This window comes from Halopenitus salinus (assembly GCF_055397165.1).
On sequence record NZ_AP043853.1, the window covers coordinates 1,069,642 to 1,095,022 of the forward strand.

Consider the following 25,381-nt stretch of genomic DNA (forward strand, 5'->3'; position numbering starts at 1 on the left):
GTTGAGAGTCGTTTGCACGGGTGAATCCGTAACCATTAACCGCGGTAGCGACCACTATCCGCACACGAGGAATCACACTCATGGCAACTCTCGAGATCAACGACCTCCACGCCGAAGTGGCCGAAGAGGACGGAGAACACATCCTCCGTGGCGTCGACCTGGAGGTCTCCTCCGGGGAGATCCACGCGCTGATGGGACCGAACGGATCCGGAAAGTCGACGACCGCGAAGGTCATCGCCGGTCACCCGGCCTACGAGGTGACCCAAGGCGAGATCCTCCTCCACCTCGAGGAGGAGGACCTCGCCGACGTCGACGCCGACCTCGAGGAGGAGGACTACAGCTGGAACCTCCTCGATCTGGAGCCGAACGAACGCGCCGCGCTCGGCATCTTCCTCGGGTTCCAGTACCCGGCGGAGATCGAGGGCGTCACGATGACGAGCTTCCTGCGGCAGGCGCTCAACGCGAAACACGACGAGCGCGAGGAGCTCTTCGAGGACGAAGACGAGGAGGCAGAGGCCGACGACGACGATGAGTCGGGCTACGACAGCTCCCCGATGGAGGGCCCGACCGACGAGGGCGAGATCGGCGTCGCCGAGTTCCAGCAGCTTCTCAAAGAGAAGATGGATCTCCTCGACATGGACGAGAAGTTCATGCAGCGGTACCTCAACGCCGGCTTCTCCGGCGGCGAGAAGAAGCAAAACGAGGTGCTTCAGGCCGCCCTGCTCGAGCCCGCGATCGCGGTTCTCGACGAGATCGACTCGGGACTGGACATCGACCGGCTCCAGGACGTCTCCGAGGGAATCAACGCCCTCCGGGACGAGCAGGGAACGGGCGTCCTCCAGATCACGCACTACCAGCGCATCCTCGAGTACGTCGAGCCCGATCACGTCCACGTGATGCTCGACGGCGAGATCGCCAAAAGCGGCGGTCCCGAGCTCGCGAACGAGCTCGAGGACGAGGGGTACGACTGGGTCCGCGAGGAAGTCTACGAGACCGCGTAACGATCCGTGATTACACGCACACATATACGTTCGGAGACGTAACCAACGAACAATGAGTTCAGAAGATCTACAAGACACGGACACCGAAGCCCGCTTCGAGTTCAAGAAGGAACAGAAGTCGGCGTTCCAGGCGGACAAGGGCCTCACCGAGGAGACCATCCGCCTCATCTCGGAGGACAAGGACGAACCGGAGTGGATGCTGCAGCGGCGCCTCCGCGCGCTCGAGCAGTTCCAGGAGATGCCGATGCCGACTGACTGGCCCGGCCAGCCCGACCTCTCGGAGGTCGACGTCGACGAGATCGTCCCGTACATCCGCCCGGACGTGGAGACGCGGGCGGGCGTCGACGACTGGACGGAGCTCCCGGACGAGATCAAGGACACCTTCGACAAGCTCGGCATTCCGGAGGCCGAAAAGAACGCGCTCTCCGGCGTCGGCGCGCAGTACGAATCGGAGGTCGTCTACCAGAACATGCGCGAGAAGTGGGAGGACAAGGGGGTCATCTTCTGCAACATGGACGAGGCCGTCCAGGAGCACGAGGACCTCGTTCGCGACTACTTCATGACGAAGTGTGTCCCCCCGAGCGACAACAAGTTCGCCGCGCTCCACGGCGCGATCTGGTCGGGCGGCTCGTTCGTCTACGTGCCCGAGGACACGACCGTCGACATGCCCGTCCAGGCGTACTTCCGGATGAACTCCGAGGGGATGGGCCAGTTCGAGCACACGCTCATCATCGCCGAGGAGGGCTCGGAGGTCCACTACATCGAGGGCTGTTCGGCGCCGAAGTACTCGGCGTTCAACCTCCACTCCGGCGGCGTCGAGGTGTTCGTCGGCGAGGACGCCCACGTCCAGTACTCGACCGTCCAGAACTGGTCGAAGAACACGTACAACCTCAACACGAAGCGCGCAATCGTCGAGGAGAACGGCCGCATGGAGTGGATCTCGGGCTCGATGGGCTCGAAGGCCACCATGCTGTACCCGTCGACGATCCTCAAGGGTCGCGGCGCCTCCGACAACCACATCACCATCGCCTTCGCGGGCGAGGGCCAGGACATCGACACCGGCGCGAAGGTGTACCACAACGCGCCGAACACGAAGTCGACCATCGAGTCGAAGTCGATCGCCAAGGACGGCGGCCGCACGAACTACCGCGGGCTCGTCCACATCGCCGACGGCGCCGAGAACTCCTCGACCGCCGTCGAGTGTGACGCGTTGATGTTCGACAACGAGTCGACCTCCGACACCATGCCGTACATGGAGATCAACGAATCGAAGGTCGACGTCGCCCACGAGGCGACCGTCGGGAAGATCGGCGACGAGGACATCTTCTACCTCCAGTCGCGCGGCCTCGACGACGACGACGCCAAGCAGATGATCGTCTCGGGCTTCATCGAGCCGATCACGGAGGAGTTGCCCATCGAGTACGCCGTCGAGTTGAATCGACTCGTCGAACTGGAGATGGAGGGGAGCCTGGGATAATGAGCGCGCAGCTTCCCGCCTCCCTCTCGGAGGACACGGTTCGACGGATCGCCGAGGAGCGCGACGAGCCGGAGTGGCTCCTCGAGATCCGCCTCGAGGCGCTCGCGGCGCTCGAGGGACTCGATCTCCCCGACGTCATCCAGACGCCCGGCCGTCGCTGGACGAACCTGGAGGCGCTCGAGTTCGAGTCGCTCGTCGACCCCCTCGATCAGGCCGACGTGACGGAGCGCGAGGGCGACGAGGGCGCCGTCGTACTGCCGTTCACGGAGGCGTTCGAGGAGTACGGAGACGTCATCGAGGCGAACTTCGGATCCGTGCTCGACCCGCAGGAGAACTACCTCACGGCCCTCTCGGTCGCGCTCTTCACCACGGGAACGTTCGTCTACGTGCCCGAGGGCGTCGCCGCCGAGGACGTGACGGTGCGCGCGGAGATGAACTCCCGCTCGCTGTTCAGCCAGACGCTCGTCGTCACGGAGGAGTCGTCCTCCGTCACGATCCTCGAGAGCATCGAGACGGGCGACTCCCTCGAGGGCGAGCGGTACTTCTCGAACCTCGTGGAGGTCGCGGCCGGCGAGAACTCCCACGTCCAGTTCGGCTCGCTGCAGAACCTCGACGAGGAGACCTATACCTACTCGCTCAAACGCGGGGACGCCGACACCTACGCCACGATCAACTGGATCGAGGGGAACCTCGGCTCCCGGCTCACGCGCTCGGACATCGAGACCGACCTCTCGGGCGACGGGTCCGAGAGCCAGATCGTCGGCGCGTTCTTCGGCCACGACGACCAGCACTTCGACATCAACGCCCGCGTGTGGCACCAGGCCGAGAACACGACCGCCGACCTCGTCACCCGCGGCGTGCTCGACGACGTCGCACGGTCCGTCTACGAGGGCGTCCAGGACGTCGGCGAGGACGCCTGGAACACCTCGAGCTACCAGCGTGAGAACACGCTGATGCTCTCGGACGACGCCGAGGCCGACGCGTCGCCGAAGCTGATCATCCACAACCACGACACGGAGGCGTCCCATTCCGCCACCGTCGGACAGGTCGACGCCGAGGAGCTGTTCTACATGGAGAGCCGCTCCATCGGCCCGAACACTGCCCGGAACATGCTCGTCGAGGGCTTCTTCGTGCCGGTCCTCGAGGAGATCGCGGTCGACGAGTTCCGCGACGACCTCGAGGAACTCGTCCAGGCGCGACTGGAGTAGCCGACGATCGAACTGGCCGGCGACCCGAGGCCGGCCATCGGAGACCGCCCACGATCGCGGGCGGGACGTTTTCTCGACGGCCGGTCCGTCTTCGAGGGGAACTCCTTAAGTCGATCACCCACGGAGAACCGTGTATGCGACCGGTATCGCCGATCGGGGGTGTTCGATGAGCGTCGGAAGTCGAATCGCCTCCGACGACCAGCTCGCTCGCCTCCTACAGATCGGAATCGTTCTGGAGGAGGTCGTCGAGGCGCGCGCGTACCACCACTACCGCAGCCTCGACGCTGAACTCGACGAGGAGATCGAGGAGCTGCTCGAGCACGCCGCCGAGGAGTCGGCCGAACACCGCGAGCGTCTCGAGGCGCTCATCGAGGGGCTCGACGTCGAGAGCGTGCCCTTCGAGGAGATCGAGGGGCTCGTCGAGGCCCGGTACGGCCGGACCCAGCCCGAGGACTTCGACGGCGTGTTGTACGACGCGTTGTGCAACGAGGAGACGGCCTACAAGTTCTACGACGACCTCATCGAGGCGATCGAGGCGTCGGACGCGACGTTCGCCATCGACCGCGAGGAGCTTGTAGAGACGCTGTCGGCGATCCGCGAGGAGGAGGCCGAGGGCGTCGAGGCCGTAACCGAGATCATGGAGGAACGATGAGGGGAGCCCACGACCGACCGACGGAGACGATCGAGGAGGACCAGCCGTGAACACCGCAGACCAGTACCTCAAGACGATCTACCTGATCCAGAGACAGGAGGACGGACCGGCCTCGACGGGGTCGATCGCGGACGCGCTCGACGTGAGCCCCGCGAGCGCCAACGAGATGATCGGCAAACTCGAGTCCCGGGGGCTCGCCGACCACGAGAAGTACAAGGGCGTACAGCTCTCCGAGGACGGGATCGTCCGCGCCAGGGACGCGTTACAGACCTACTGCATCATCGAGCGGTTCCTCGCGAACGTCCTCGCCGTCGAGGACTTCCGCGCGGAGGCCCGCGAACTTGAGGCCGTGATCGACGACACCGTCGCCGACCGCCTCGATACGATCATCGACCGCAAGCCGGAGTGTCCCGACTGCTTCGACCCGGAGGCCGACGCCTGCAGCTGTCTGGAGGCGGCCTTCGAGGGCGCGGACTGACGACGGCGCCACGAGCCGTCGACCACGGAGCGACGACGTCCCAGGGATTCCGATCGAAACGAAATACTCACAAGGGGCACGTGCCTCGCTACGAACTGGAAGTCCCGTGGTGTAGCTGGCCAATCATCTGGGCCTTTGGAGCCCAGGACGGCGGTTCGAATCCGCCCGGGACTACTACTCTGGCGAACCATCCGTGAGTTGCAACGATCGTCGTAGCCGATCCGCTCGGAGGAAACGTCACCACCATCGCCGTCCGACGTCGACATCCCATCGACGGGGTTTAACTCCCGTCCGACGAGACCACCGACATGGTCGAACTACAGGCCCACCACTTCGGACTGATCGTCGAGGACCTCAAGGAATCGCTCGCCTTCTACCGGGACACGCTCGGGCTGGAGGTGGCCGCGGAGTTCACCCTCGACGGAGAGGGGATCGCGACCGCGATCGGCGTCGAGGACGTGACGGCGAAGTTCGCCCACCTGGATGCGGGCGGGGCGCGCATCGAGCTGGTCGAGTACGAGCCGGCCGGCGAGGCCGTGCGAGCCGAGACGGTCAACCAGCTCGGATCGAAACACGCCGGCTTCGAGGTCGACGACATCGACGCCTTCTACGAGTCGCTTCCGGAGTCGGCCGCGCCGATCGCGGAGCCGCAACGGACCCAGAGCGGATCGCGGATCATCTTCTTCGAGGACCCCGACGGGAACCTCCTCGAAGTGGTGAGCACGTAGAGCGGCAGGGTAGCGTCTCGAACAGTCAAAATTCGGTCGACGGATCGGAAGAGCGGTCGACGGATCGGAAGAGCGGTCGACGGATCGGAAGAGCGGTCGACGGATCGGAAGAGCGGTCGACGGATCGGAAGAGCGGTCGACGGATCGGAAGAGCGGTCGAGCCGCCGAGTCAGTCGCCCTGAACGGATTCCTGGATGTCGGCGACGACTTCGGGGTTGCGGAGCGTGCTCGTGTTGCCGAGTTCCTCCTCGTTCGCGATGTTCTCGAGGAGGCGGCGCATGATCTTTCCGGAGCGCGTCTTCGGGAGCTCGGGCGTGAAGACGACCTGCTCGGGTCGCGCGATCGGGCCGATGGCGTCCTCGACGCCGGCGACGATCCGGTCGCGAAGCTCGTCGGTCTCCTCGTAGCCCTCCTCGGTGATGACGTAGGCGTAGACCGCCTCGCCTTTGATCTCGTGGTCGCCGCCGACGACGGCGGCCTCCGCGACGCCCTCGACGCCGACGATCGCGGACTCGATCTCCATCGTTCCGAGCCGGTGGCCGGAGACGTTGATCACGTCGTCGACGCGGCCGAGCACGGTGATGTAGCCGTCGTCGTCGATCTTGGCGCCGTCCTCGGGGAAGTAGACCCAGTCGTCGGGGTCGTCGCTGTCGACGTCGGAGTACTCCGCCCAGTACTCCTCGATGTAGCGCTCGTCGTTGTTGTAGAGGGTGCGAAGCATGCCGGGCCACGGCTTCTGGACCGTGAGGTAGCCGGCCTCGCCGGCGCCGATCTCCTCGCCGGCCGTGTCCACGATCCGGACGTCGACGCCGGGCAGCGGCGGGCCGGCGGATCCGGGCTTCATGTCGGCGATCCCGGGCAGGGTCGTGATCATCATGCCGCCGGTCTCGGTCTGCCACCAGGTGTCGACGATGGGACAGTCCTCGTCGCCGATGTGCTTGTAGTACCACTTCCACGCGCGCGGGTTGATGGGCTCGCCGACGGTCCCGAGCAGTCGGAGGCTCGAGAGGTCGTGTGCGTCGGGGTACTCCGCGCCCCACTTCATGAACGCGCGGATCGCCGTCGGCGCGGTGTACAGCTGGGTGGCCTCGTGCTCCTCGATGATCTCCCAGAGCCGGTCGCGGTCGGGGTGGTCCGGGGTCCCCTCGTACATCATGGTCGTCGTGCCGAGCGCGAGGGGGCCGTAGACGATGTAGGAGTGGCCGGTGATCCAGCCGATGTCGGCAGAACAGAAGTAGGTGTCCTCGGGCTTGACGTCGAGGACGGCCTGGGAGGTCCAGCTCGCCCACGCGAGGTAGCCGCCGGTGGTGTGTTTGACGCCCTTGGGCTTGCCCGTGGTGCCGGAGGTGTACATCAAAAACAGCATGTCCTCGGCGTCCCGGGTGACCGGGTCCACCTCGGCGCCCTCGTGGTCGGCCAGGAGGTCGCCGTAGTCGACCTGATCGTTGCCGAGGTCGTGGCCGAAGTCGTCACCGTTGGGCCCGAGGCGGTCGACGACCACGGTGGTCGTCTCCGAGTCGACGCCAGCCAGGCCCTCGTTGGCCTTCGAGAGGTGGTCGAGGGGATCGCCGCGGCGGTAGTAGCCGTCGCAGGTGATCAGGTACTCGGAGTCGGCGGAGTTCATGCGCGTCGCGAGCGCGTCCGCGGAGAAGCCGGCGAAGACGACGCTGTGGGGCGCGCCGATTCGCGCGCACGCGAGCATCATGACCGGCAGCTCCGGGATCATCGGCATGTACATCGTGACGACGTCGTCCTCCTCGACGCCGAGATCGCGCAGGGCCGCCGCCGCCTCGTTCACCTCGCGGTGGAGTTCCGCGTAGGTGTAGGTCCTGTTCTCCTCGTCGACCGGTTCGCCGACCCACTCGATGGCGGCCTCATCGCCGCGGTCGGCGAGGTGACGGTCGAGGCAGTTCGCGGACGCGTTCAACTCGCCGCCGGTGAACCACTCGAAAAAGGGCGGGTCGTCGTCGTCGAGCACGCGGTCGTAGGAGGACTCCCACTCGAGGAGGTCGGCCGCCGCCTCCCAACAGTCCGGCCAGTTCTCCTCGAACTCCTCGTAGATGTCCGAATCGGTCACGTTCGCCTGCCGTGAGAACGCCTCCGGGGGCTCGAAGACGTCCTGGTCCGCGAGTCGTGCTTCAAGTTCGGCTTCCTCGTCCGTACCAGACATTACGATCGATGATTAACATCGCCGGCTATAAACGTATGGTACTTCCCGCGATCGCCGTCGAAATCCGACGACTGCGTCGGGGGGTTAGGGAGCCGACACCCTACCCGAAGTTCTCGATCTTCGCGGCGTCGCGGTCCGCTCCGGCCGCCTCGAGGGCGGCGGTCGCCTCCTCGAGGAAGTCCGCGAACCCGTAAACGAACACCTGTTCGCCGTCGGCGCCGGTCACGACGTCGGCGACGCTCGGGGCCAGTTCGGCCGCGTCGTCCTCGAGGAGGTGAACGGTCGCGCCGCGCTCGCGAAGTGCATCAAGCCGATCGCGGTGGGCCGGCGTCGCGTCGCGGTAGACGATGGCGACCTCGTTGCCGTCCGCCGTCGCGCGCTCGGCGATGCCGACCGCGGGGCCGATCCCCGGACCGCCGGCGAGAACGACGACCCGCGGTTCGTCCTCGTAGTAGTCGCTCCCGAAGGGACCCTCGATCTCGAGTTCGTCACCCGGCGAGAGGGACGCGAGGTGTTCGGAGAAGGGACCGCCCTCATCGGGATCGATGGCGACGGTCGTCTCGAAGGTCGACTCGACGTCCGGCGAGGAGAGCGTGTAGAACCGCGAGTACTCCTCGCCGTCGACGACGCCGGTGAGCTTGAGGAACTGTCCGGGTTCGGCCTCGAACCCCGCCGGGGATTCGAAGGTGATCGAAACGGTGTCGGGTCCGACCTCCTCGACGGCGGCCACGGTGACGGTCGCGTCCATACGAACGGTTGATCGCTCACACACAAACCAGTTCCCGTCGCGGATGACCATGACTGGGGAGTCCGTTACGGATGACTTCGGCGACGGGTCCCGTCACGGACGACTTCGACGACCGGACCAGTGGGTCCACCAGTTCGAACGAAGCGGGTGGGGTCGACGGAGCAGGTGAGGCTCGTGGGACGAGGCCATTCGACGCCCGTCGAAACCCTCGCCCGATCGCCGTCCCCGGATCGTCGAGATGTGATTGACATTCCGGGATGAATACCCATGCTAATTCGCTTTCGGGAGATTACACACCGAAATTCGGGTTATAAGTAGACGATCGTGAGGATTAGTTGTGGGTGGGCTTTCAGAAGTCTTTTGATTGGTGCAAGAGAACCACCGAAACAGAATGCCTGCGGACTTCAACTGGGCCATCGGCGGGGAGGCCGGCGATGGCATCGACTCGACGGGCAAGATCTTCGCCCAGGCGCTTTCACGCTCGGGTCGGCACGTCTTCACCTCGAAGGACTTCGCGTCCCGGATCCGCGGCGGCTACACCGCCTACAAGGTGCGGACGTCGGTCGATCGTGTACAGAGCGTCGTCGACCGGCTCGACGTCCTGATCGCGTTGACGCCCCGAACGATCGAGGAGAACCGCCCGGAACTCCACGAGGGGTCGGTCATCATCTACGACGGCGAACGAACCACGATGGCCGACATCGAGATCCCGGAGGGGATGATCGGGCTCGACGTCCCGCTCAAGCGGCTCGCCGAGGAGGCTGGCGGCGCGATCATGCGGAACGTCGTCGCGCTCGGGGCCGCCTGTGAGGTCACCGACTTCCCGATCGAGAACCTCGATTCCGCGCTCGAAAAGCGGTTCGGGAACAAGGGGAAAAAGCTCGTCGAGAACAACAAGGAGGCCGCCCGCGCGGGCCAGTCGTACGTCGACGAGGAGTTCGACCACGAGTTCGACTACGAGCTTGAGACCACCGACAACGATTACGTCCTGTTGAACGGCGACCAGGCCATCGGCATGGGCGCGATCGCCGCCGGCTGTCGGTTCTACTCCGGTTACCCGATCACGCCCGCGACGGACGTGATGGAGTATCTGACGGGACGGATCGAGCGATACGGCGGCCACGTCGTGCAGGCGGAGGACGAGCTGTCCGCGATCAACATGGCGCTGGGCGCGGCCCGCGGCGGCGCGCGATCGATGACGGCGACCTCCGGTCCCGGGATCGACCTGATGACGGAGACGTTCGGGCTGGTCGCCACCTCGGAGACCCCGCTCGTCATCTGTAACGTGATGCGGTCGGGACCCTCGACGGGGATGCCGACGAAACAGGAGCAGGGCGACCTGAACGGGATGTTGTACGGCGGACACGGGGAGATCCCGCGGTTCGTCGTCGCCCCGACCACGATCGACGAGTGCTTTTGGAAGACGGTGGAGGCGTTCAACCTCGCCGAGAAGTACCAGACGCCGGTCTACCTCACCGCCGACCTGTCGCTGGCCGTGACCGAACAGACCTTCGAGCCGGAGCGGTTCGACATGGACGACGTCGAGATCGACCGCGGCTTCGTGGTCGACGACGACTCGATCGAGGCACACCAGACCGAAAAGGAACAGTTCAAACCCCACGAGGTGACCGAGGACGGTATCTCGCCGCGAGCCTTCCCGGGCACCGACGGCGGTGCACACATGTCGACGGGGCTCGAACACGACGAACTCGGTCGTCGGACCGAGGACCAGGAGATGCGCGTCGAGCAGGTCGACAAGCGGTCCCGGAAGGTCGACACCGCACGCGAACGGGAGGACTGGGAACCCCGTGAGTTCGGGGAGGAGAACGCGGACACCCTCGTCATCACGTGGGGCTCGAACGAGGGCGCGCTCGTCGAGGCGCTCGAGCTCCTCGAGGAGGACGGGATCGACGTCCGCGTCGTCTCGGTGCCCTACGTCTTCCCCCGGCCGGATCTGACGGAGGACGTTCGCGCGGCCGAGAACGTCATCGTCGTGGAGTGTAACGCGACCGGACAGTTCGCCGACCTGATCGAACACGACGTGCTCGAGCGGGTCGAACGCATCAACAAATACACCGGCGTGCGGTTCAAGGCCGACGAGCTCGCACGTGAGATAACGGAGACGCTGGAGGCGTAATTCATGAGCTCAGACGTTCGATTCACCGACTTCAAGACGGACAAACAGCCGACGTGGTGTCCGGGCTGTGGCGACTTCGGGACGATGAACGGGATGATGAAGGCCCTCGCGGAGACGGGCAACGATCCCGACAACACCTTCGTGGTCGCCGGCATCGGCTGCTCGGGCAAGATCGGCACCTACATGCGGAGCTACGCGCTCCACGGCGTCCACGGGCGCGCGCTTCCGGTCGGGACGGGAGTCAAACTCGCGCGACCCGACATCGAGGTCATGGTGGCCGGCGGCGACGGCGACGGCTACTCCATCGGCGCCGGCCACTTCGTCCACGCGGTGCGGCGGAACGTCGATATGACCTACGTGGTGATGGACAACCGGATCTACGGGCTCACGAAGGGGCAAGCCTCGCCGACCTCGCGGTCGGACTTCGAGACCTCGACGACGCCGGAGGGTCCCCAGCAGCCGCCGGTCAACCCGCACGCGCTCGCGCTGGCCTCCGGGGCGTCGTTCATCGCCCAGTCGTTCTCCTCGGACGCGATGCGCCACCAGGAGATCGTTCAGGAGGCGATCGAACACGACGGGTTCGGCTTCGTGAACGTCTACTCGCCGTGTGTCACCTTCAACGACGTCGACACCTACGACTACTTCCGCGACTCGCTCGTCGATCTCGCGGAGACCGACCACGACCCGACCGACCGCGAGGCGGCAAAGGACGTCATCCTCGACTCCGAAAAGGAGTATCAGGGCGTCCTCTACCGCGACGACGAGTCGGTCCCCTACGGCGAGCGTCACGGCGTCGACGCCGACATGTCAGACATTCCGGACGGGGCCCCCGAGGACGCGATGGACCTCGTCCGCGAGTTCTACTGAAGCGCGGCCGGTTCAGCCCGGTTCGAAAACGACCGCTTCATCCCTCGTTTCGACCGCCTCGAAGGGACGGAATTCGCCGGAGGAACGAGGCGTATCAACAACACTCATTAGCGATACGGGACACGTTCGGGTATGAGCGATCGTTTCGACGTCGTCATCGCCGGTGCCGGCCCCGCGGGCGCCCAGTGTGCCCGCGACCTCGCGGCGCGGGACTACGACGTCCTCGTGCTCGAGACGGAGCCGGAAGCGGAGTTCCCGCGTCAAAGCAACAAATCGACCGCGGGAACCTTCCCCTCCATGATGGCCGCCTTCGGCGTGCCCGACGACGTCGTCATGCAGTTCACCGACTCCGTCGTCCTCGAGTCGCCGAACGACTTCTACGTGCGCGACCAGCCCGGGGCGGTCCTCGAGTTCGCCGAGTTCAAACGCTGGCTCGTCGCCGACGGCCGCGAGAGGGGCGCCGAATACCGCTTCGACTCGCGCGCGACCGCGCCGATCGAGGAGGACGGATCGGTCGTCGGCGTCCGCTACGACGGCAGCGAGGAGGTGTACGCCGACGTCGTGATCGACGCGACCGGCCCCGCGGCGCCGCTGGCGAAGGCGCTCGACGTCTGTGACCTCAAACGGGAGAACCAGGCGATCGGCATCGAGTGGGAACTCGAGGGGATCGACGTCGACGCGCCCGGCTACGCCGACCTCCACGGCGCGATGATGTTGCGGCTGGATCACGACGTCGCTCCCGGCGGCTACTCGTGGATCTTCCACACCGGCGGCGACACGGCGAAGGTCGGGCTCTGTTACATCCAGAACGACCGCCATCGCGAACACGCCGAGGAGGGGATGACGATCGACGGCTATCTCGACCGCTGGCTCGAGTCCGACCCGCGGTTCGCCGATGCGACCCGGATCGAGGGGAAGGTCCACCGCGGGTCCGCCCACATTCAACTGCCCGACGAGTTGAGCACGGACGGGTTCATGGCGATCGGCGACACGGTGCCGACGATCGACCCGCTCTGGGGCGAGGGGATCCACAAGGGGATGAAGTCGGGGCGCGCAGCCGCCGCAACCGCCGACCGCTGTCTCACGCCCGCGGAGCCGGACACCTCGGCGGCGAACATGTCGATCTACGACGACCTCTGGCACGATCGCGTCGCCCCGCGGGTCCGAAGCCGGCTGTTGATGACGGAGCTCCTCTACCTCGCCTCGAACGACCGCTACGATCGGCTCATGCGCGACCTTCGGAGCACGGGAAACGATACGCTGGCACGGATCAACGCCGGCGACCGGGGCGCCTTCCGGAAGCTGTTGCACGCGAGCGACGTCTCGCTGCTCGGACGCTTCGCCAAGGAGCGGTTCCTCGAGGGATCCAGCCGCTGGGGCGGGGACTAGTCCTGATCGATACGCCCGAGGACGACGGGCTCGAAGCAGGTCGGGGAACGTCAGACGGAATCCGGAAAGACACAAAGTTCACGTTACCCCGCGAGTGAGTGGTGCACAATGGAACCACGGACACCGGGTCTGCTCGGCGCGATCCGCATCGACGTCGCGCGACTTCACGCGACGTGGATGGAGCTCGTGTTCCCACGCCAGCTGGACGCGGGCAGCGTCCTCGGCCGCTGGAAGCCCGAGACGACACCACAAAAGGCCGCCTACAACCTCTGGGCCGCGATCGGGATCCCGCTCGTCGTGATCGGCTATCCCCTCCTGCTCGTCGGGTTCGCGACGCGGTATTACGCCGCGCGGCTGGACTCCGCTGCGACCCGCCTCGGGATCGTCGGCGCGGTCGGCGTCGCGACGCTCGTGTGGGGGCTATTGACGATAATCACGCGCATCCAGCTCTCGGCGGAGGCGTTCCTCGCCGTCGCCGCGGCCAGCGTGGTCGCCGTCGTCTCCGCGGGCCTCGCGGCGCTCTTCGCGAAGGTCGGCGGCAGGGGGACGAGCGTCGCGCTCGCGTATCCCTTCGCGATGACGGCGCTTTTCCTCCCGCCGGTCGTCGCCGCCCTCTTTACGCCGTCGCTCGGGAACGTGATCTTTCCGAACAGCACCGAACTCGCCGTGTGGATCCTCGACACCCTGCTCGCGTTCGGCGGACTCAACGCGTGGATCCGGGCGAACTTCACGCTCGAGGGGACCGGCTACGTCCTGATGTGGTTCGCGCTCGCGATCCCGACCGGCTGGTTGCTCGGCCTCCTCGTCGCGCTCGCCGACGTCGTGCGCCCGAAGGGGAACGACTGACGGGGCGGACCGAAAGGGAACTCACTCCTCGCCGTCGTATCGATCGCGTGCGGTTTCGAACTCGAGTTCGGACAGCTCCGCGCTTCGCCGACGCTCGCGTTCGGCGATCGCCTCCGGATCGGGACTCGCGTCGTCGTCGATCCGGGCGAACGAGCCGTGCACCTTCGCGTGACACCACCGACACAGCGAGACGGTGATCTCGTGGGGGCCGGCGTTCCCCTCGTCGTCCCCGCTCCGGCGATCGGTTTCGCCCCCGCCACCGGGGTCGTCCTCCTCGTCGAACTGCACCGAGGACGGCGCGTCGGCGTACGCGAGGTGATGCTCCTCCAGCAGCGGACGGGCGTCCTCGTGGGCGATCCGAACCTCCTCGAGTCCACAGCGGCGACAGCTTCGACCGTCCGTCGTCGATCGATAGTGGGGACACGCGCGCCAGCGATCGGCCTCGCCGACGTGGCAGGCGTACCCGTCACGACGTCGGTCGGCGATGAATCCACGATCGTCGCCGGCGTTCTCGAGGGCGTATCGGCACCGACCGTCGTCGGTGAGGTGATCACAGACGCCGGCGACCGCGTAGGGGTCGTCGACGCCGACAGGCGTCCCGGACGGCGTCCGCTCCATGTCCGAGTTTCCGTTGGACGATCGGAAAAGCGCTCCGTCGATCGACGGGGAGGCAGTCCCGGCCGGTATCGGCGGGGAGACAGTCCCGGTCGATATCGGCGGGAAGGCAGTCCCGGCCGAACCGACGTCGCCGACCGGGCCGATGCTAGCCCCGCAGCGTCGAGACCGTCACCGCGTACATCGCACCACACTCACAGTCGATCGTCTCGGTCAACTCGCGGTTCTCGCTCGCGCGCTCGAGACGCGCACCACACCTCGTGCAGGTCAATCCGATCTTCATCGTGGCTCCTTCGGCTCGACCCGCAATCGGGCGCGACGACGGCGATCGACGCCGTAGAGTGGCGTGAGAACACGTCACATCTTTATCGCATCGGCGCGAACCGGCGAACGCTCCCGTTTGGGGGCCGCGGAGGGGAAGCTGTGCTTGCAGGCGCGCTTCCCCTCCGTTGCGCACGTCGAGTGCGCAGGATCGTCTTCCGCCCACTGTGTTAAGAATCTACGGGCCGAGGGTCGTCGTCGGGGCGTCCCCGGGGCGTCCTCGGGAGGAGACGTCGATCCGGATCGAATCGGCCGACCGCGCGAGCCTCCCACCACCACATGATCCCACCGCTCACCTATTTCGAGTTTCACGCGCTGTTTCTCGCGCCGCCCATCCTCGCGCTGGTCGCCGTCTCGTGGCGCCGCTCGCGTCTCGACCGACGACTGCTCGAGGCCACGGCGATCCTCTCGATCGCGGCGGTCGCGTACACGACGCCGTGGGACGCGTGGCTGATCGAAGCCGGCGTATGGTGGTACGGCGAGGGCGTGGTGGCGGGACGGATCCTCGGGGTCCCGCTCGGCGAGTACGCGTTCTTCCTGTTACAGCCCGTGTTGACGCTGGCGTGGACCGCGCAGTTCCAGCTTTCGGCGGTCGGGTCGCCGTCGATGTCCCCGTGGGACCGTCTCGTCGGCGCCCTCGCCGGAATCTTCGTCGGCGCCGTCGGGTGGACGCTGCTCGGCGGGTCGTCACCGCTCGAGGGATCGGCATGGCTCGACGGATCGGCAGCGTACCTCGGCGCGGTCCTCCTGTGGGCGGGGCCGGTCCTCGCGGTGCAGTGGGCCTACGACTGGCGTGCCCTCGTCCGGCGACGGCGAACGCTGGCGCTCGGCGTGTGCGTGCCGACGCTCTACCTCTGTCTCGCGGACCGGATCGCCATCGGACTCGGGCTCTGGCGGATCTCGAGCGACCACACGACGGGGATCACGCCCCTCGGGCTGCCGATCGAGGAGGGGGCGTTCTTCCTCGCCACGAACGTGTTTCTCGTTCAGGGACTCCTCGCGTACGTCCGACTGGTCGAGTCGGGAACGGGAACGGCAGCTGGCAACGGGACCGCCACGACGGAACGGGGAGGGGATCGATGACTGATCCGGGCGCAAGGGAGAAGTCGAAAGCGACCCGGGAACCGAAAGCGACCCGGGAACCGAAAGCGACCCGGGAGACCCTCGCGCGCGTCGCGTTCCTGCCCGGGTGGGCGATACTCGCCGGGATGACGGCCGCGTTCGCGCTCGGAGCGTCCGTGCCGCCGCGGTACCGGTGGATCCCGCTCGCGGCGAGCGTCGTCGTGCTCGGGTTGCCCCACGGCGCGGTCGACCACCTGCTGCTCCCGCGAGCGAGGGACGAGCGCCCCGGTCGGCGCTGGTTCGCGAGCGTCGGGGTCGTCTACGCGGTCCTCGGCGGACTGTACGCGATCGCGTGGTTCACGAGACCGATGGCGGCCTTCGGGGGCTTCATCGCGTTGACGTGGTTCCACTGGGGGACCGGCGAGCTGTATCCGCTGGCGTCGCTCGCCGGCGCCGAACACCTCGAGACGCGGGGGATGCGGACCGCGACCGCGGCGGTTCGGGGCGCGATCCCGATGGGGCTCCCGCTCGTCGCGTTTCCCGACCGATTTTCGGCCGTCGCGGAGCTGCTCGTTCGTCCGTTCGCGGGCGAAGCGGCCGGGGCGGGCGAAGCGGCCGCGGCGGGCGAAGCGGCCGCGGCGGCCCTGGAGCCGTTCCTCCGTGCTGACGTGCGGGTGGCGATCCTCGTCTGCATCTGCGGGCTCGCCGCCTGGACGCTCGCCGTCGGCGGCGTTCGGGCACGCCGGATGGATGCCGTTCGCGGGTGGGTGCTCGACGCGGGCGAGACGGCGCTGCTCGTCGCCTTCTTCGGGCTCGTCCCGCCGGTGCTCGCGGTCGGGACCTACTTCTGCGTCTGGCACTCGCTTCGACACGTCGTGCGGGCGACGGCGCTCGACGCCCGGTCGACGCCGTCGCTTTCGGCGGGGCGGATCGCCCCGGCTCTGCGGCGGTTCGCTCGCGACGCGGCGCCGCTTTCGGCGGGCGGGCTCCTTCTCCTCGGCGGGATCGTCGTCGCCGTCCCGCGCTCACCGGGGACGCCGGTCGAGCTGATCGGCGTCTATCTGGTGACGGTCGCGACCTTGACGCTCCCGCACGCCGCGATCGTGGCCGGACTCGACCGCGAGCAGGGGCTCCTCTGAGAACGAAACGACCCGACACGTCCACAGCGACCCGATACGCGCTACACAGCGACCCGACACGCTTTACACAGCGCACTCACAACGGTGTTCCAATGAGCACCCAGACCGCACGGGAGGAGCTGGCGGTCGTCATCGGGCTGGAGGTCCACGTTCAGCTCGAAACCGACACGAAGATCTTCTGCGGCTGTTCGACGGAGCCGACCGAGGACGAAGGTCCGAACGCCCGAACCTGTCCGACCTGTCTCGGCCTGCCGGGGGCGCTTCCGGTCCTCAACGAGGGGGCCGTCGAGGCGGCCGTGAAGATCGGCAAGGCCCTCGACGCCGACGTGCCCGAGCGGACGACGTTCCACCGGAAGAACTACTACTACCCCGACCTGCCGAAGAACTTCCAGATCACCCAGTACGACGCGCCGATCTGCGCGGACGGCGAGCTGGAGATATCCGTCGAGGGAACGCGCCGGTCGATCGGGATCACCCGCGCACACCTCGAGGAGGACCCGGGCTCCCTGCGACACGAGGGCGGGTCGATCGAGACGGCGGAGTACACCCTGATCGACTACAACCGGGCCGGCACGCCGCTCGTCGAGATCGTCACGGAGCCCGACTTCCGGTCGCCGGCGGAGACGCGGGCGTTCCTCGCGAAGCTCGAGGAGGTCCTCGAGTACCTCGGCGTCTTCGATGCGAACCGCGACGGCAGCCTGCGCGTCGACGCCAACATCTCGCTCGTGCCCGAGTCGGCGGTCGAGTCGGACGGGTCGATCCCCGCGGACGCGCTCGCGGAGGCGAACCGCACCGAGGTGAAGAACATCTCGAGCCACAGGGGCGCGGAGAAGGCGCTCGCCTACGAGGTCACCCGCCAGCGGAACGCCGTCCGTCGCGGCCGCGAGGTCGAACAGGAGACGCGCCACTGGGACGAATCGCGGGGAATCACCGTCTCGATGCGCTCGAAGGAGGAGGAGAAGGACTACCGCTACTTCCGCGAGGGCGATCTCCCCGCCCTCGAGGTGTCCGACTGGCGTGAGTCGATCGCGATCCCCGAGCTGCCGGACGCGAGACGCGAGCGCTTCCGGGAGGAGTACGGCCTCGAGGAGGAGTCGGCCTCGAAGCTCACCTCCAGCCGCGAGATAGCCGACTTCTTCGAGGAGATCGCCGAGACCTTCGATCCCGACCTGGCCGCGACGTGGGTCGCGGACAACCTGCTCGGCGAGTTGCACTACCGCGACATGGGGATACTCGAGGTCGACGACCGCCTGGACGAGTTCGAGCGGCTGATCGAGCTGGTCGACGAGGACGAGCTCACGGCGAAGAACGCGGAGGAGGTCGTCCTGCGCGAGATGCTCGACGCCGGCGAGGACCCGGAGACGATCGTCGAACGCGAGGGGCTCGGCACGGCCGACACGGGCGAGGTGGAGGCCGCCGTCGAGGGGGCGATAGAGGAGAACCCGGAGGCGGTCGCCGACTACCACGACGGCGACGACGGGGCGATCAACTTCCTCGTCGGCCAGGTCATGCAGCGGACGGGCGGCTCCGCGGACCCCGGCGAGGTCAACGCCCTGCTTCGCGACCGCCTGGAGGGCTGAGGCGGCCATGGACTACGAGGAGCCGAAGTTCTTCCAGGTGATGCAGTACGCCGCGGAGGCCGACGGCGACGTCATCGACATGGTGAGCGGCAACCCCGACTGGGGGCCGCCGGCCGCGCTCCGGGAGGCGCTCTCGGCGTACGCCGACCTCGAGTCCGACGCGTTCCAGTATCCCCCGAGCGACGGCCTCCGCGAGCTACGCGAGACGATCGCCCGGCGCCGCGGGGTCGACGCGAATCAGGTCGTGATCACCGTCGGGACCGGCGAGGCGAACTACCTCGCGATGGCGCGGGCGTTCGAACGCGACGCCGGCGACGAGGCGATCCTCCTCGATCCCGTCTACCCGTATTACCCGGGGAAGGTGGAGCTGCTCGGCGGAACCCCCCGAATCGTTCCCACCGAGCGTGACGGCGGGATCGACCTCGACGCGATCCGGTCGGCGATGAGCGACGAGACCGCCCTCGTCGTGTTGAACACGCCGAACAACCCCACCGGCGCGGTCTACGATCCGGCGGCGGTCGAGGCCGTGATCGAGGCCGCCGAGCGCCACGACGCGCTCGTCGTGGCCGACGAGGTGTACCGCGAGTTCGACTACGCCGGCGAGTTCGAGAGCGCGCTCGCGGTCGACTCGCCCAACCGGATCGTGACCGACGGCTTCTCGAAGTCGCTCGCGATCACCGGATTCCGGGTCGGGTACGGGGTATTCCCGGCCGAACACGCCGACGCCGCCCGGACCAGACACATGCTCGTCAACGTTGCGAGCCCGCGGCCCTCCCAGTACGCGGTCCTCCACGCGCTCGAGGGGATGGACCCCGCCTACCAGGAGGCCGCACGGGAACGGATGCAGAAGCGGATCGCAGCGTTCACCGACGCGCTGGAGGCGGCGGGCGCGGAGTACACGACCCCGGAGGGCGGCTTCTACGTGCTCGCGCGCTTCGAGGGGTATCCCGGGACGACAGCCAACGTCGAGCGGCTGATCGACGAGATCGGCGTCGCGGGCATGCCGGGCGACACCTTCGGGACCACCCGGACGGACTGGATCCGGTTCGCGCTGGTGACGCCGCGCGTCGAGGAGGCGGCCGAGCGGCTGGCCGAGCGATTCGTCTGATCGACGGGAGAGATCGTCGCGAACGCCTCGATCGCTCAGGCGTCCTGTAGCTCGGCGTCCCGAAGCGCCTCGTTGAGGTCGCTTCGAACGCGCTCGCCGGTCTCGGGGTCCATCGCGGTGGTGACGACGCGGTTCTCCTGGACGCTCGATCCGTCCCGCAACAGGAGTCTGACGTTGCCGTTCGTGTCGGCTCTCGTCGCCTTCGCACGGAGGCCGGTTCGCGAGCCCGTTCCGCCGGCGTCGATGGGGCCGGGAACGATCTTCTTCACGTGGGGATGCTCGGCGACCGTTCGGATCGCCGTCCGACCGGGTCGACCGCCGATGAGCGTCGAGTGGGTGCCGCCGATCTTCTCGGCGGGGGCCGCCTCGACGACCTCGAGGCTGCGCTCGCCGCGGCGATCGAGCACCCAGCCCACGAGGTCCTCCTCGTCGGGAACCCGGTAGAACTCGTAGTGGAGCTGTGCGCGCGCCTCCCGGAGCGGGTCGCGCTCGCCCGCGGCGTAGACGGTCTCGGGGCGTTTGCGACGTATCTCGTCGGCGACGCGGCCGGCGAAGTTCCGCGTCTGGACCGTCTCCAGCTCCTCGCCGTCGCGTTCGGGGATCGTCGTGATCGTGGTCCGGCCGACGACCGTCGACTCCTCGATCATCGTCAACTCGGCACGGTCGGCGCGAAACTCGACGACGACGCCGTCGCAGTTGGCGGTGTTGCAGGTGAGACAGTAGTCCCCCGGGCGATCGAGGGGCGTTCCACACCGCCTGCAGTCCATGTCGGATGGAGGGCTGCGAGCGGTAAAAACGCGTTGTGATGGGGCGGACCGCTCGCGGGGAGCGCGCTCGAGTGGGAAACGCTTGAGTCGGGGGGCGTCCGATACCCGCTCGATGAACAAACGCGGCCACGTGCTGAACGCGCTGTTGCTCGCCGTCGGACTCGGATTCGTGCTCGAGCCCGCCGTCGACGTCGCCACGGGACGGAAGATCGCCCAGATCACGGTCCCCATCGTCCTCGGGGCGCTGTTCCCGGACGTGGATACGGCCTTCGGCAAACACCGGAAGACGCTCCACAGCCTGCCGGTGCTCGCGGTCGTGATGGCCTATCCGATCGTCTTCGACAACCTCCAGTTCGTCTGGGTCGGCGTCCTCACCCACTACCTGCTCGATCTGATCGGCAGCAGGCGAGGGATCGCGCTGTTTCACCCCCTTTCCGACAGCGAGTTCTCGCTGCCGTTCGGGGTGACCACCTCCAGCAAGTACGCGGACCTCGTGACCGTGATCATCACCGCCCTCGAGATCGCCGCCTTCTGGGCCGTCCACACCTACGTCGTCGACCTCGACGTCGACGTGGCGACGGTCTCGCAGGCGATCGGGATCTGAGGTCGTCGACCGTGGCGACGGCCGGGCGTCAGTACACCGCGACGTCGTCGAACCGACCCTCGTAGAAGACCCCGTGGGGGTTCGTGGGGTCCTCGCCGGAGAGCAGCATCCGGTCGAGTCGCTTCCAGGTGTTCTCGTAGGCGAGGTGGGCGAACTCGACCGCGCCGGCGAGGTGGTGGCCCGCGTCCGATCGGTGGACCACTCGGCGGGGCGTGGCCGTCTTGAACGCCTCGACGACGTCCGCCTCGGTTGTGAGGTCCCCCTCGAAGTCCGTCCAAGCCTCCCCGGTCGTCCACGGCAGGTGGGCGTAGGAGGACCCGAACGCGGGGAGATCGAGGTCGTCCGCGATGTCCCCGGCCCGTCGGTTCTGGTGGGCGAGCAGCTTCGCGTTGTAGGTCTCGATCGCGTCGATGCGGGCGCCGTGGGCGTCGATCTCGGGACGCGTGAGCGACACGGTGGCGAAGGCCGGATGGGGAACGAGGATCGCGGCGTCCTGGCGGTCGAGCTCCGCCATCGCGCCCTCGAAGGTGATGAAGTCGGGGATCGGATCCGAGAGGCCGAGCGCGAGGAGGTGTCGACGGTTCCGCCAGTCGCCGGTGAACACCTCGCGGGCGGGGACGACGAGCAGGTCGTCGTCCGAGAACTGCTCCGCCCGCTCGCGGACGTCCGGCAGCCGGCGGAAGTGAGGGGCGTAGACGATCCCGTCGAGTCCGCGCGCCTTCGCGCGCGCGACGACGCGATCGTCGAGCACCTTCACGTGCGCGTCGATTCGAGTCCCGCGGTCTGGCACGTTCGAGGGGTCTGTCTCGTAGAGCAAAGGCGTGTCGCTCCGCGGCGGAACGGCGGGGAAGCGAGGCCACCGCGATCGGGCGATGAGGAGGAAACGACCGGGAGACGAGAGCCGGTCGATCGGGAGGATGACCGGTCGATCGAGGGTCGAGAACCGAGCGGTCGGAAGACGAGGAAAACGATTAATGCGAGCGGGAGCGTTTCCCCGGTCATGTCCCCCTGGACGTGCGGCATCGGCGGATGTCACGAGACCTTCGAGTCCGTCGAGCCCGCGATCATCCACCAGACGACCGATCATCGACGCCACGAGTGCAAGGTGTGTGGGACGGTCGTCCCCGACGGCTACTTCGCGATCCGCCACGCGTTCAACGAGCACACGCGCGCGGAGTACGTCCGCGCCTACGACGCCGACGCCGAGGAGGTACGCAGACGCGAGCGGATCAAATCGGACGTCGAGGCGACCGCCGACCTCCAGGCGGTCGTCGAGCGGTTGAACGAGTAGGGGACGGAACGCTTCGCTTCTACCGAACAGCGGGGACGATTCGCATCGAACGGGTAGCCGCGCGAGACGGCTCCTCGATCGTTTCAGGAACTCCCGAGCGGAGAGAACCACAACCGATAATACAACCGAGGAATATTATTCAGTTGTATGCCCGAGTTCAACACGTTCAGCGACGTGAGCGAGACGGAAGTCACGCGTGCGATCGGCGAACAGTGGTCCGAGGAGTTCCTCGAGTTCTCGGAGTCCGAGGTGATCGTCGTCGGCGGCGGTCCCTCGGGACTGATGGCGGCCAAGGAACTCGCGGAACGCGGCGTGAAGGTGATGATCGTGGAGAAGAACAACTACCTCGGCGGGGGCTTCTGGCTCGGCGGCTTCCTGATGAACAAGGTCACCGTCCGTGACCCGGCCCAGAACGTCCTCGACGAGCTCGACGTCGACTACACCGAGGCGGCCGACTCGGAGGACCTCTACGTCGCGAACGGTCCGGAAGCCTGTTCGGGACTGATCAAGGCCGCCTGCGACGCCGGCGCGAAGGTCCAGAACATGACGGAGTTCACCGACATCGTGGTCCGCGACGACCACCGCGTCGGGGGGATCGTGATGAACTGGACGCCGGTGCACGCGCTGCCCCGCGAGATCACCTGCGTCGACCCGATCGCGGTCGAGTCCGAACTCGTCATCGACGCGACCGGCCACGAGGCCGTCGCGATCAGCAAGCTCGACGAGCGCGGCGTCTTCGAGGCGCCCGGCATCCAACACGCGAAGGAACACAACACCGGCATGGACGAGACCGGCGACGAGCAGTACGGCGCGCCCGGCCACGACTCGCCCGGCCACGACTCGATGTGGGTCTCCCAGAGCGAGGACGCCGTCGTCGAACACACGGGCGTCGTCCACGACGGACTGATCGCCACGGGCATGTCGGTGGCGACCGCCTACGGCCTCCCGCGAATGGGCCCGACCTTCGGCGCGATGCTCGTCTCGGGCAAGCAGGCCGCACAGACCGCGATCGACGAGCTAGGCATCGACGCCACCGACGTCGGGTTCTCCTCGCCGGCGCCGGCCGACGACTGAGGCGTCCGCGGGCGGCGAACGCCTAGGCGACGACGTTGCTCGCGAGCACGCCGCCCGTTATCAAGAGGAGGACGGAGACCGCCGCGGCGGCACGAAAGAGGGTTCGCGACTCGCGAACCGGCTCGCGCAGCTTGCCCGCATCGAGCCCCGAGAGGAGTTTTCCGGATCCGGCCTCGACGATCCCCGCGAGAACCAACCAGAGGACGAGCATGCTCAAGACGAGGTGACCGCGGCCGGTCCCGGTCAGCCGCTCGACGGTGTAGGTCGTCCCGGCCATGTGGCCGCCGGTGAGGAACAACACGAGCGCGGACACGCGGGTGAACGTGCGGAGCCGACCGACGATGGCCGAAAGCGCCTCGGCGCCGACGTCGCCGGCGGCGCCCGCCGGTATCACCGTCGCGGTCACGAACAGCACGCTGCCGGTCCAAAGCGCCGCGAAGGCGACGTGGAGCGTCCACACCGAGGCGGGTACGATGTCCATGCGATCGGTTGGTACGCCGGATCCTTATAATTCGGTGATGACGCCGCGATCGGACTCGAAGCGGGCGCGTCGAGCGGGAGCGATCCAGCGACCGAGGGTCGCTCACCGATCGAGGGGCCCGTTCTTCGTGAACTCCCGCAGGAGGACCGTCGCGTAGCTCCCGCTCGGCAGCGTGAACGCGAACCGGAGGTCGTCGTCGACGGAGAGGTCGGTTCGAAGGAGGATCGCCCGGCGCGTGCCGCTCGAGTCGAACTCGTCGGGAAGCGAGAAGTCGTCGGGGACGACGCCGGCGGCGGAGAGGACTTCGCGTTCGATCTCCCCCGGCTCGCCGCCGGCCAGCTCGGTGTCGGTCCCGACGAGCGGCGCGGTGACGAACGCCCGGTTTCGCTCACAGTGGCGTCGCATCACCGAGACGCGGTCCTCGTCCACGCGCTGGAGTCGATCGACGTCCGGAAGCGACAGATCCTCGGGGGCGTCGGCGTCCGCGAAACAGACGACGTCGCCGGCGACCGGCTCGTGGAACGGAAGTCCCCGATCGAGCCGTTCGCTCACGATCCGGTTGAACAGGTACGACTGGGCGGCGTTGACGAACAGCCGTTGGAGGTTCGAGGGGACGGCCTCGAGCGCGTGTCGCCAGCGGCCGCCGTCGGTCTCCCCCGGGTCGTCGATATCGCGGTCCGCGGCCACGTCGTCGTCCGTGTCACCGTCGGTCGCGCCGGCGGAACGGTCACCGTCCCACTCCTCGAGCCGGTGGAGCATCGCCCGTTCGAACCGAAGCCGGCGGGGGACCCGCTCGAGGCAGGCCGCCCAGTCCGGGTCCCCGCTTGCGAACTGCTCGTCGACGAACGCCCGGGCCTCCCGCGTGTCATCGGGTTCCGCCTCGGCGGGGTTGCCGACGTAGGTTCGGACGGCCTCGCGCCACTCGCCGCGAACGATCGCGAGGCCGACCTCGTGGGTGACCGGCCGAATGCTGCCGAACCGCTGTTGGCCGAAGTAGTTCGGAACCGCGACCGGATCGCCCGGATCCGGGGCCGAAGCGTCGTTCCCGGCGTCGCTTTCGATCGCGTCCACCCCGCGACCGAACGCTCGAAGTTCGTCGGCGATCTCGCGGGCGCGGGAGACCGGATCGTCCTCGACGGCCGCGCTTCCATCGGGGTCGTCGGAGCCGACGTCGGTTCCCCGGATCCGGATCTCGAAGGCGTTTCCCGCGAGATCCCCGAAGGAGATCGGTCGCCCGGCCAGTCCGACGACCTCGATCGTCGCCCCGTCGATGGCGTCCGCGACCTCGCGGACCGCCTCGGGATCTGCGTCCCTGACGGTCATGAGCTGGGTTGTCACGGCGCGTTTGTCCTTCGTTCCGGCCCAGGAGACGCGCTCGCGGCTGATCCCGAGCGCGTTCGTGAGCCGTCGCGCGAAGTCGTTCGTGTCCCAGTTCGAGAGCCGCACGCGGACGACGAGCTCCGGGTACGCGCCGCGGTCGCCGCGGTGCTCCTCGAGGGGAACGGCCTCGAACGCCTCCAGCTCGCGGACCCGGAAGTCCTCTGGGGACGCGCGCAGCCGACCGCCGATCCCCTCGACGTCGGAGACGTACCACTCGATCCCGACCGCGCGCTCGAGGGGGTGTGCGGGACGCATCGG

Annotated in this window: 25 protein-coding genes and 1 tRNA gene; 18 read left to right on the forward strand and 8 right to left on the reverse strand. The window is 67.5% G+C overall.

What is annotated here, in order from left to right; translation table 11 throughout:
* Positions 1-80: 80 nt before the first annotated feature.
* The 7 genes from ACZ5YD_RS07130 (at position 81) to ACZ5YD_RS07160 (ending at position 5,544) form a co-directional block, all read left to right on the forward strand.
* Positions 81-1,001: an ABC transporter ATP-binding protein gene (locus tag ACZ5YD_RS07130; RefSeq protein WP_379738868.1), complete on the forward strand. Its 921-nt coding sequence runs from the start codon at positions 81-83 to the stop codon at positions 999-1,001.
* A gap of 52 nt (positions 1,002-1,053) precedes the next feature.
* On the forward strand, positions 1,054-2,478 hold the full coding sequence (gene sufB, locus ACZ5YD_RS07135) for a Fe-S cluster assembly protein SufB (RefSeq protein WP_379738871.1): 1,425 nt from the start codon (positions 1,054-1,056) through the stop codon (positions 2,476-2,478).
* On the forward strand, positions 2,478-3,686 hold the full coding sequence (sufD, locus tag ACZ5YD_RS07140) for a Fe-S cluster assembly protein SufD (RefSeq protein ID WP_379738874.1): 1,209 nt from the start codon (positions 2,478-2,480) through the stop codon (positions 3,684-3,686). Before sufB ends, sufD begins: the two co-directional genes overlap by 1 nt.
* A gap of 166 nt (positions 3,687-3,852) precedes the next feature.
* Entirely contained in the window at positions 3,853-4,338 is a 486-nt protein-coding gene (locus ACZ5YD_RS07145) for a ferritin-like domain-containing protein (protein WP_379738877.1), read from the forward strand.
* Between the two features lie 46 nt (positions 4,339-4,384).
* Entirely contained in the window at positions 4,385-4,816 is a 432-nt protein-coding gene (locus ACZ5YD_RS07150) for a metal-dependent transcriptional regulator (RefSeq protein ID WP_379738879.1), read from the forward strand.
* 100 nt (positions 4,817-4,916) lie between these two features.
* Positions 4,917-4,990: transfer RNA gene (locus ACZ5YD_RS07155), tRNA-Gln, on the forward strand.
* A gap of 134 nt (positions 4,991-5,124) precedes the next feature.
* Positions 5,125-5,544, forward strand: coding sequence for a VOC family protein (locus ACZ5YD_RS07160; protein WP_379738882.1), 420 nt, complete (start codon positions 5,125-5,127; stop codon positions 5,542-5,544).
* A gap of 169 nt (positions 5,545-5,713) precedes the next feature.
* Here ACZ5YD_RS07160 and acs read toward each other — a convergent pair whose 3' ends face one another.
* Together acs and ACZ5YD_RS07170 are read right to left on the reverse strand one after the other, a co-directional pair.
* Positions 5,714-7,714 carry an acetate--CoA ligase gene (gene acs, locus ACZ5YD_RS07165; RefSeq protein ID WP_379738885.1) on the reverse strand — a complete coding sequence of 667 codons (2,001 nt, stop codon included), beginning with the start codon at positions 7,712-7,714 and terminating at the stop codon, positions 5,714-5,716.
* Positions 7,715-7,814: 100 nt separating this feature from the next.
* Positions 7,815-8,462 carry an FAD-dependent oxidoreductase gene (locus tag ACZ5YD_RS07170; RefSeq protein ID WP_379738888.1) on the reverse strand — a complete coding sequence of 216 codons (648 nt, stop codon included), beginning with the start codon at positions 8,460-8,462 and terminating at the stop codon, positions 7,815-7,817.
* A gap of 391 nt (positions 8,463-8,853) precedes the next feature.
* Between ACZ5YD_RS07170 and ACZ5YD_RS07175 the strand changes: the two genes are divergently transcribed.
* From ACZ5YD_RS07175 to ACZ5YD_RS07190, 4 genes are all read left to right on the forward strand, one after another.
* Entirely contained in the window at positions 8,854-10,599 is a 1,746-nt protein-coding gene (locus ACZ5YD_RS07175) for a 2-oxoacid:acceptor oxidoreductase subunit alpha (RefSeq protein WP_379738891.1), read from the forward strand.
* Between the two features lie 3 nt (positions 10,600-10,602).
* Complete coding sequence (locus ACZ5YD_RS07180) at positions 10,603-11,466, forward strand: 2-oxoacid:ferredoxin oxidoreductase subunit beta (RefSeq protein ID WP_379738894.1); 864 nt, start codon at positions 10,603-10,605, stop codon at positions 11,464-11,466.
* Between the two features lie 132 nt (positions 11,467-11,598).
* Positions 11,599-12,855 carry a digeranylgeranylglycerophospholipid reductase gene (locus ACZ5YD_RS07185; protein ID WP_379738897.1) on the forward strand — a complete coding sequence of 419 codons (1,257 nt, stop codon included), beginning with the start codon at positions 11,599-11,601 and terminating at the stop codon, positions 12,853-12,855.
* Positions 12,856-12,963: 108 nt separating this feature from the next.
* The gene (locus ACZ5YD_RS07190; RefSeq protein ID WP_379738900.1) at positions 12,964-13,701 is read left to right on the forward strand and encodes a hypothetical protein; all 738 of its coding nucleotides are present in this window, start codon (positions 12,964-12,966) and stop codon (positions 13,699-13,701) included.
* Between the two features lie 21 nt (positions 13,702-13,722).
* Here ACZ5YD_RS07190 and ACZ5YD_RS07195 read toward each other — a convergent pair whose 3' ends face one another.
* On the reverse strand, positions 13,723-14,319 hold the full coding sequence (locus tag ACZ5YD_RS07195) for a DUF7097 family protein (protein ID WP_379738903.1): 597 nt from the start codon (positions 14,317-14,319) through the stop codon (positions 13,723-13,725).
* Between the two features lie 145 nt (positions 14,320-14,464).
* Positions 14,465-14,599 carry a hypothetical protein gene (locus tag ACZ5YD_RS07200; RefSeq protein WP_379738906.1) on the reverse strand — a complete coding sequence of 45 codons (135 nt, stop codon included), beginning with the start codon at positions 14,597-14,599 and terminating at the stop codon, positions 14,465-14,467.
* Positions 14,600-14,916: 317 nt separating this feature from the next.
* Here ACZ5YD_RS07200 and ACZ5YD_RS07205 point away from each other — a divergent pair, with 317 nt between their 5' ends.
* The 4 genes from ACZ5YD_RS07205 (at position 14,917) to ACZ5YD_RS07220 (ending at position 19,526) form a co-directional block, all read left to right on the forward strand.
* Positions 14,917-15,720, forward strand: a complete 804-nt coding sequence (locus ACZ5YD_RS07205; protein ID WP_379738909.1) for a lycopene cyclase domain-containing protein — start codon at positions 14,917-14,919, stop codon at positions 15,718-15,720.
* Positions 15,717-16,838 (forward strand): Brp/Blh family beta-carotene 15,15'-dioxygenase, encoded by a 1,122-nt coding sequence (locus ACZ5YD_RS07210; RefSeq protein ID WP_379738912.1) that lies wholly within the window; start codon positions 15,717-15,719, stop codon positions 16,836-16,838. The genes ACZ5YD_RS07205 and ACZ5YD_RS07210 overlap by 4 nt, the downstream gene beginning before the upstream one ends.
* Positions 16,839-16,930: 92 nt before the next feature.
* A complete protein-coding gene (gene gatB / locus ACZ5YD_RS07215) occupies positions 16,931-18,418 on the forward strand; it encodes an Asp-tRNA(Asn)/Glu-tRNA(Gln) amidotransferase subunit GatB (RefSeq protein WP_379738915.1) in 1,488 nt (495 codons plus the stop codon).
* Positions 18,419-18,425: 7 nt separating this feature from the next.
* Positions 18,426-19,526 (forward strand): pyridoxal phosphate-dependent aminotransferase, encoded by a 1,101-nt coding sequence (locus tag ACZ5YD_RS07220; protein WP_379738918.1) that lies wholly within the window; start codon positions 18,426-18,428, stop codon positions 19,524-19,526.
* 35 nt (positions 19,527-19,561) lie between these two features.
* On the opposite strand, the gene ACZ5YD_RS07225 is transcribed toward ACZ5YD_RS07220, so the two are convergent.
* Positions 19,562-20,293, reverse strand: a complete 732-nt coding sequence (locus ACZ5YD_RS07225; RefSeq protein WP_379738921.1) for a DUF2103 domain-containing protein — start codon at positions 20,291-20,293, stop codon at positions 19,562-19,564.
* Positions 20,294-20,405: 112 nt separating this feature from the next.
* Between ACZ5YD_RS07225 and ACZ5YD_RS07230 the strand changes: the two genes are divergently transcribed.
* Positions 20,406-20,897, forward strand: a complete 492-nt coding sequence (locus ACZ5YD_RS07230; RefSeq protein WP_379738924.1) for a metal-dependent hydrolase — start codon at positions 20,406-20,408, stop codon at positions 20,895-20,897.
* A gap of 28 nt (positions 20,898-20,925) precedes the next feature.
* Here the strand turns inward: ACZ5YD_RS07230 and ACZ5YD_RS07235 are convergent, their stop codons facing one another.
* On the reverse strand, positions 20,926-21,687 hold the full coding sequence (locus ACZ5YD_RS07235) for a PHP domain-containing protein (RefSeq protein WP_379738927.1): 762 nt from the start codon (positions 21,685-21,687) through the stop codon (positions 20,926-20,928).
* Positions 21,688-21,897: 210 nt separating this feature from the next.
* Here ACZ5YD_RS07235 and ACZ5YD_RS07240 point away from each other — a divergent pair, with 210 nt between their 5' ends.
* Both ACZ5YD_RS07240 and ACZ5YD_RS07245 read left to right on the forward strand, forming a co-directional pair.
* The gene (locus ACZ5YD_RS07240; RefSeq protein ID WP_379738930.1) at positions 21,898-22,188 is read left to right on the forward strand and encodes a DUF7565 family protein; all 291 of its coding nucleotides are present in this window, start codon (positions 21,898-21,900) and stop codon (positions 22,186-22,188) included.
* 147 nt (positions 22,189-22,335) lie between these two features.
* Positions 22,336-23,262: a sulfide-dependent adenosine diphosphate thiazole synthase gene (locus ACZ5YD_RS07245; RefSeq protein WP_379738933.1), complete on the forward strand. Its 927-nt coding sequence runs from the start codon at positions 22,336-22,338 to the stop codon at positions 23,260-23,262.
* Between the two features lie 22 nt (positions 23,263-23,284).
* Here ACZ5YD_RS07245 and ACZ5YD_RS07250 read toward each other — a convergent pair whose 3' ends face one another.
* Both ACZ5YD_RS07250 and truD read right to left on the reverse strand, forming a co-directional pair.
* Complete coding sequence (locus tag ACZ5YD_RS07250; protein WP_379738936.1) at positions 23,285-23,743, reverse strand: transporter; 459 nt, start codon at positions 23,741-23,743, stop codon at positions 23,285-23,287.
* A 102-nt stretch (positions 23,744-23,845) separates the two neighbouring features.
* The gene (gene truD / locus ACZ5YD_RS07255; RefSeq protein WP_379738939.1) at positions 23,846-25,378 is read right to left on the reverse strand and encodes a tRNA pseudouridine(13) synthase TruD; all 1,533 of its coding nucleotides are present in this window, start codon (positions 25,376-25,378) and stop codon (positions 23,846-23,848) included.
* Between the last annotated feature and the right edge of the window lie 3 nt (positions 25,379-25,381).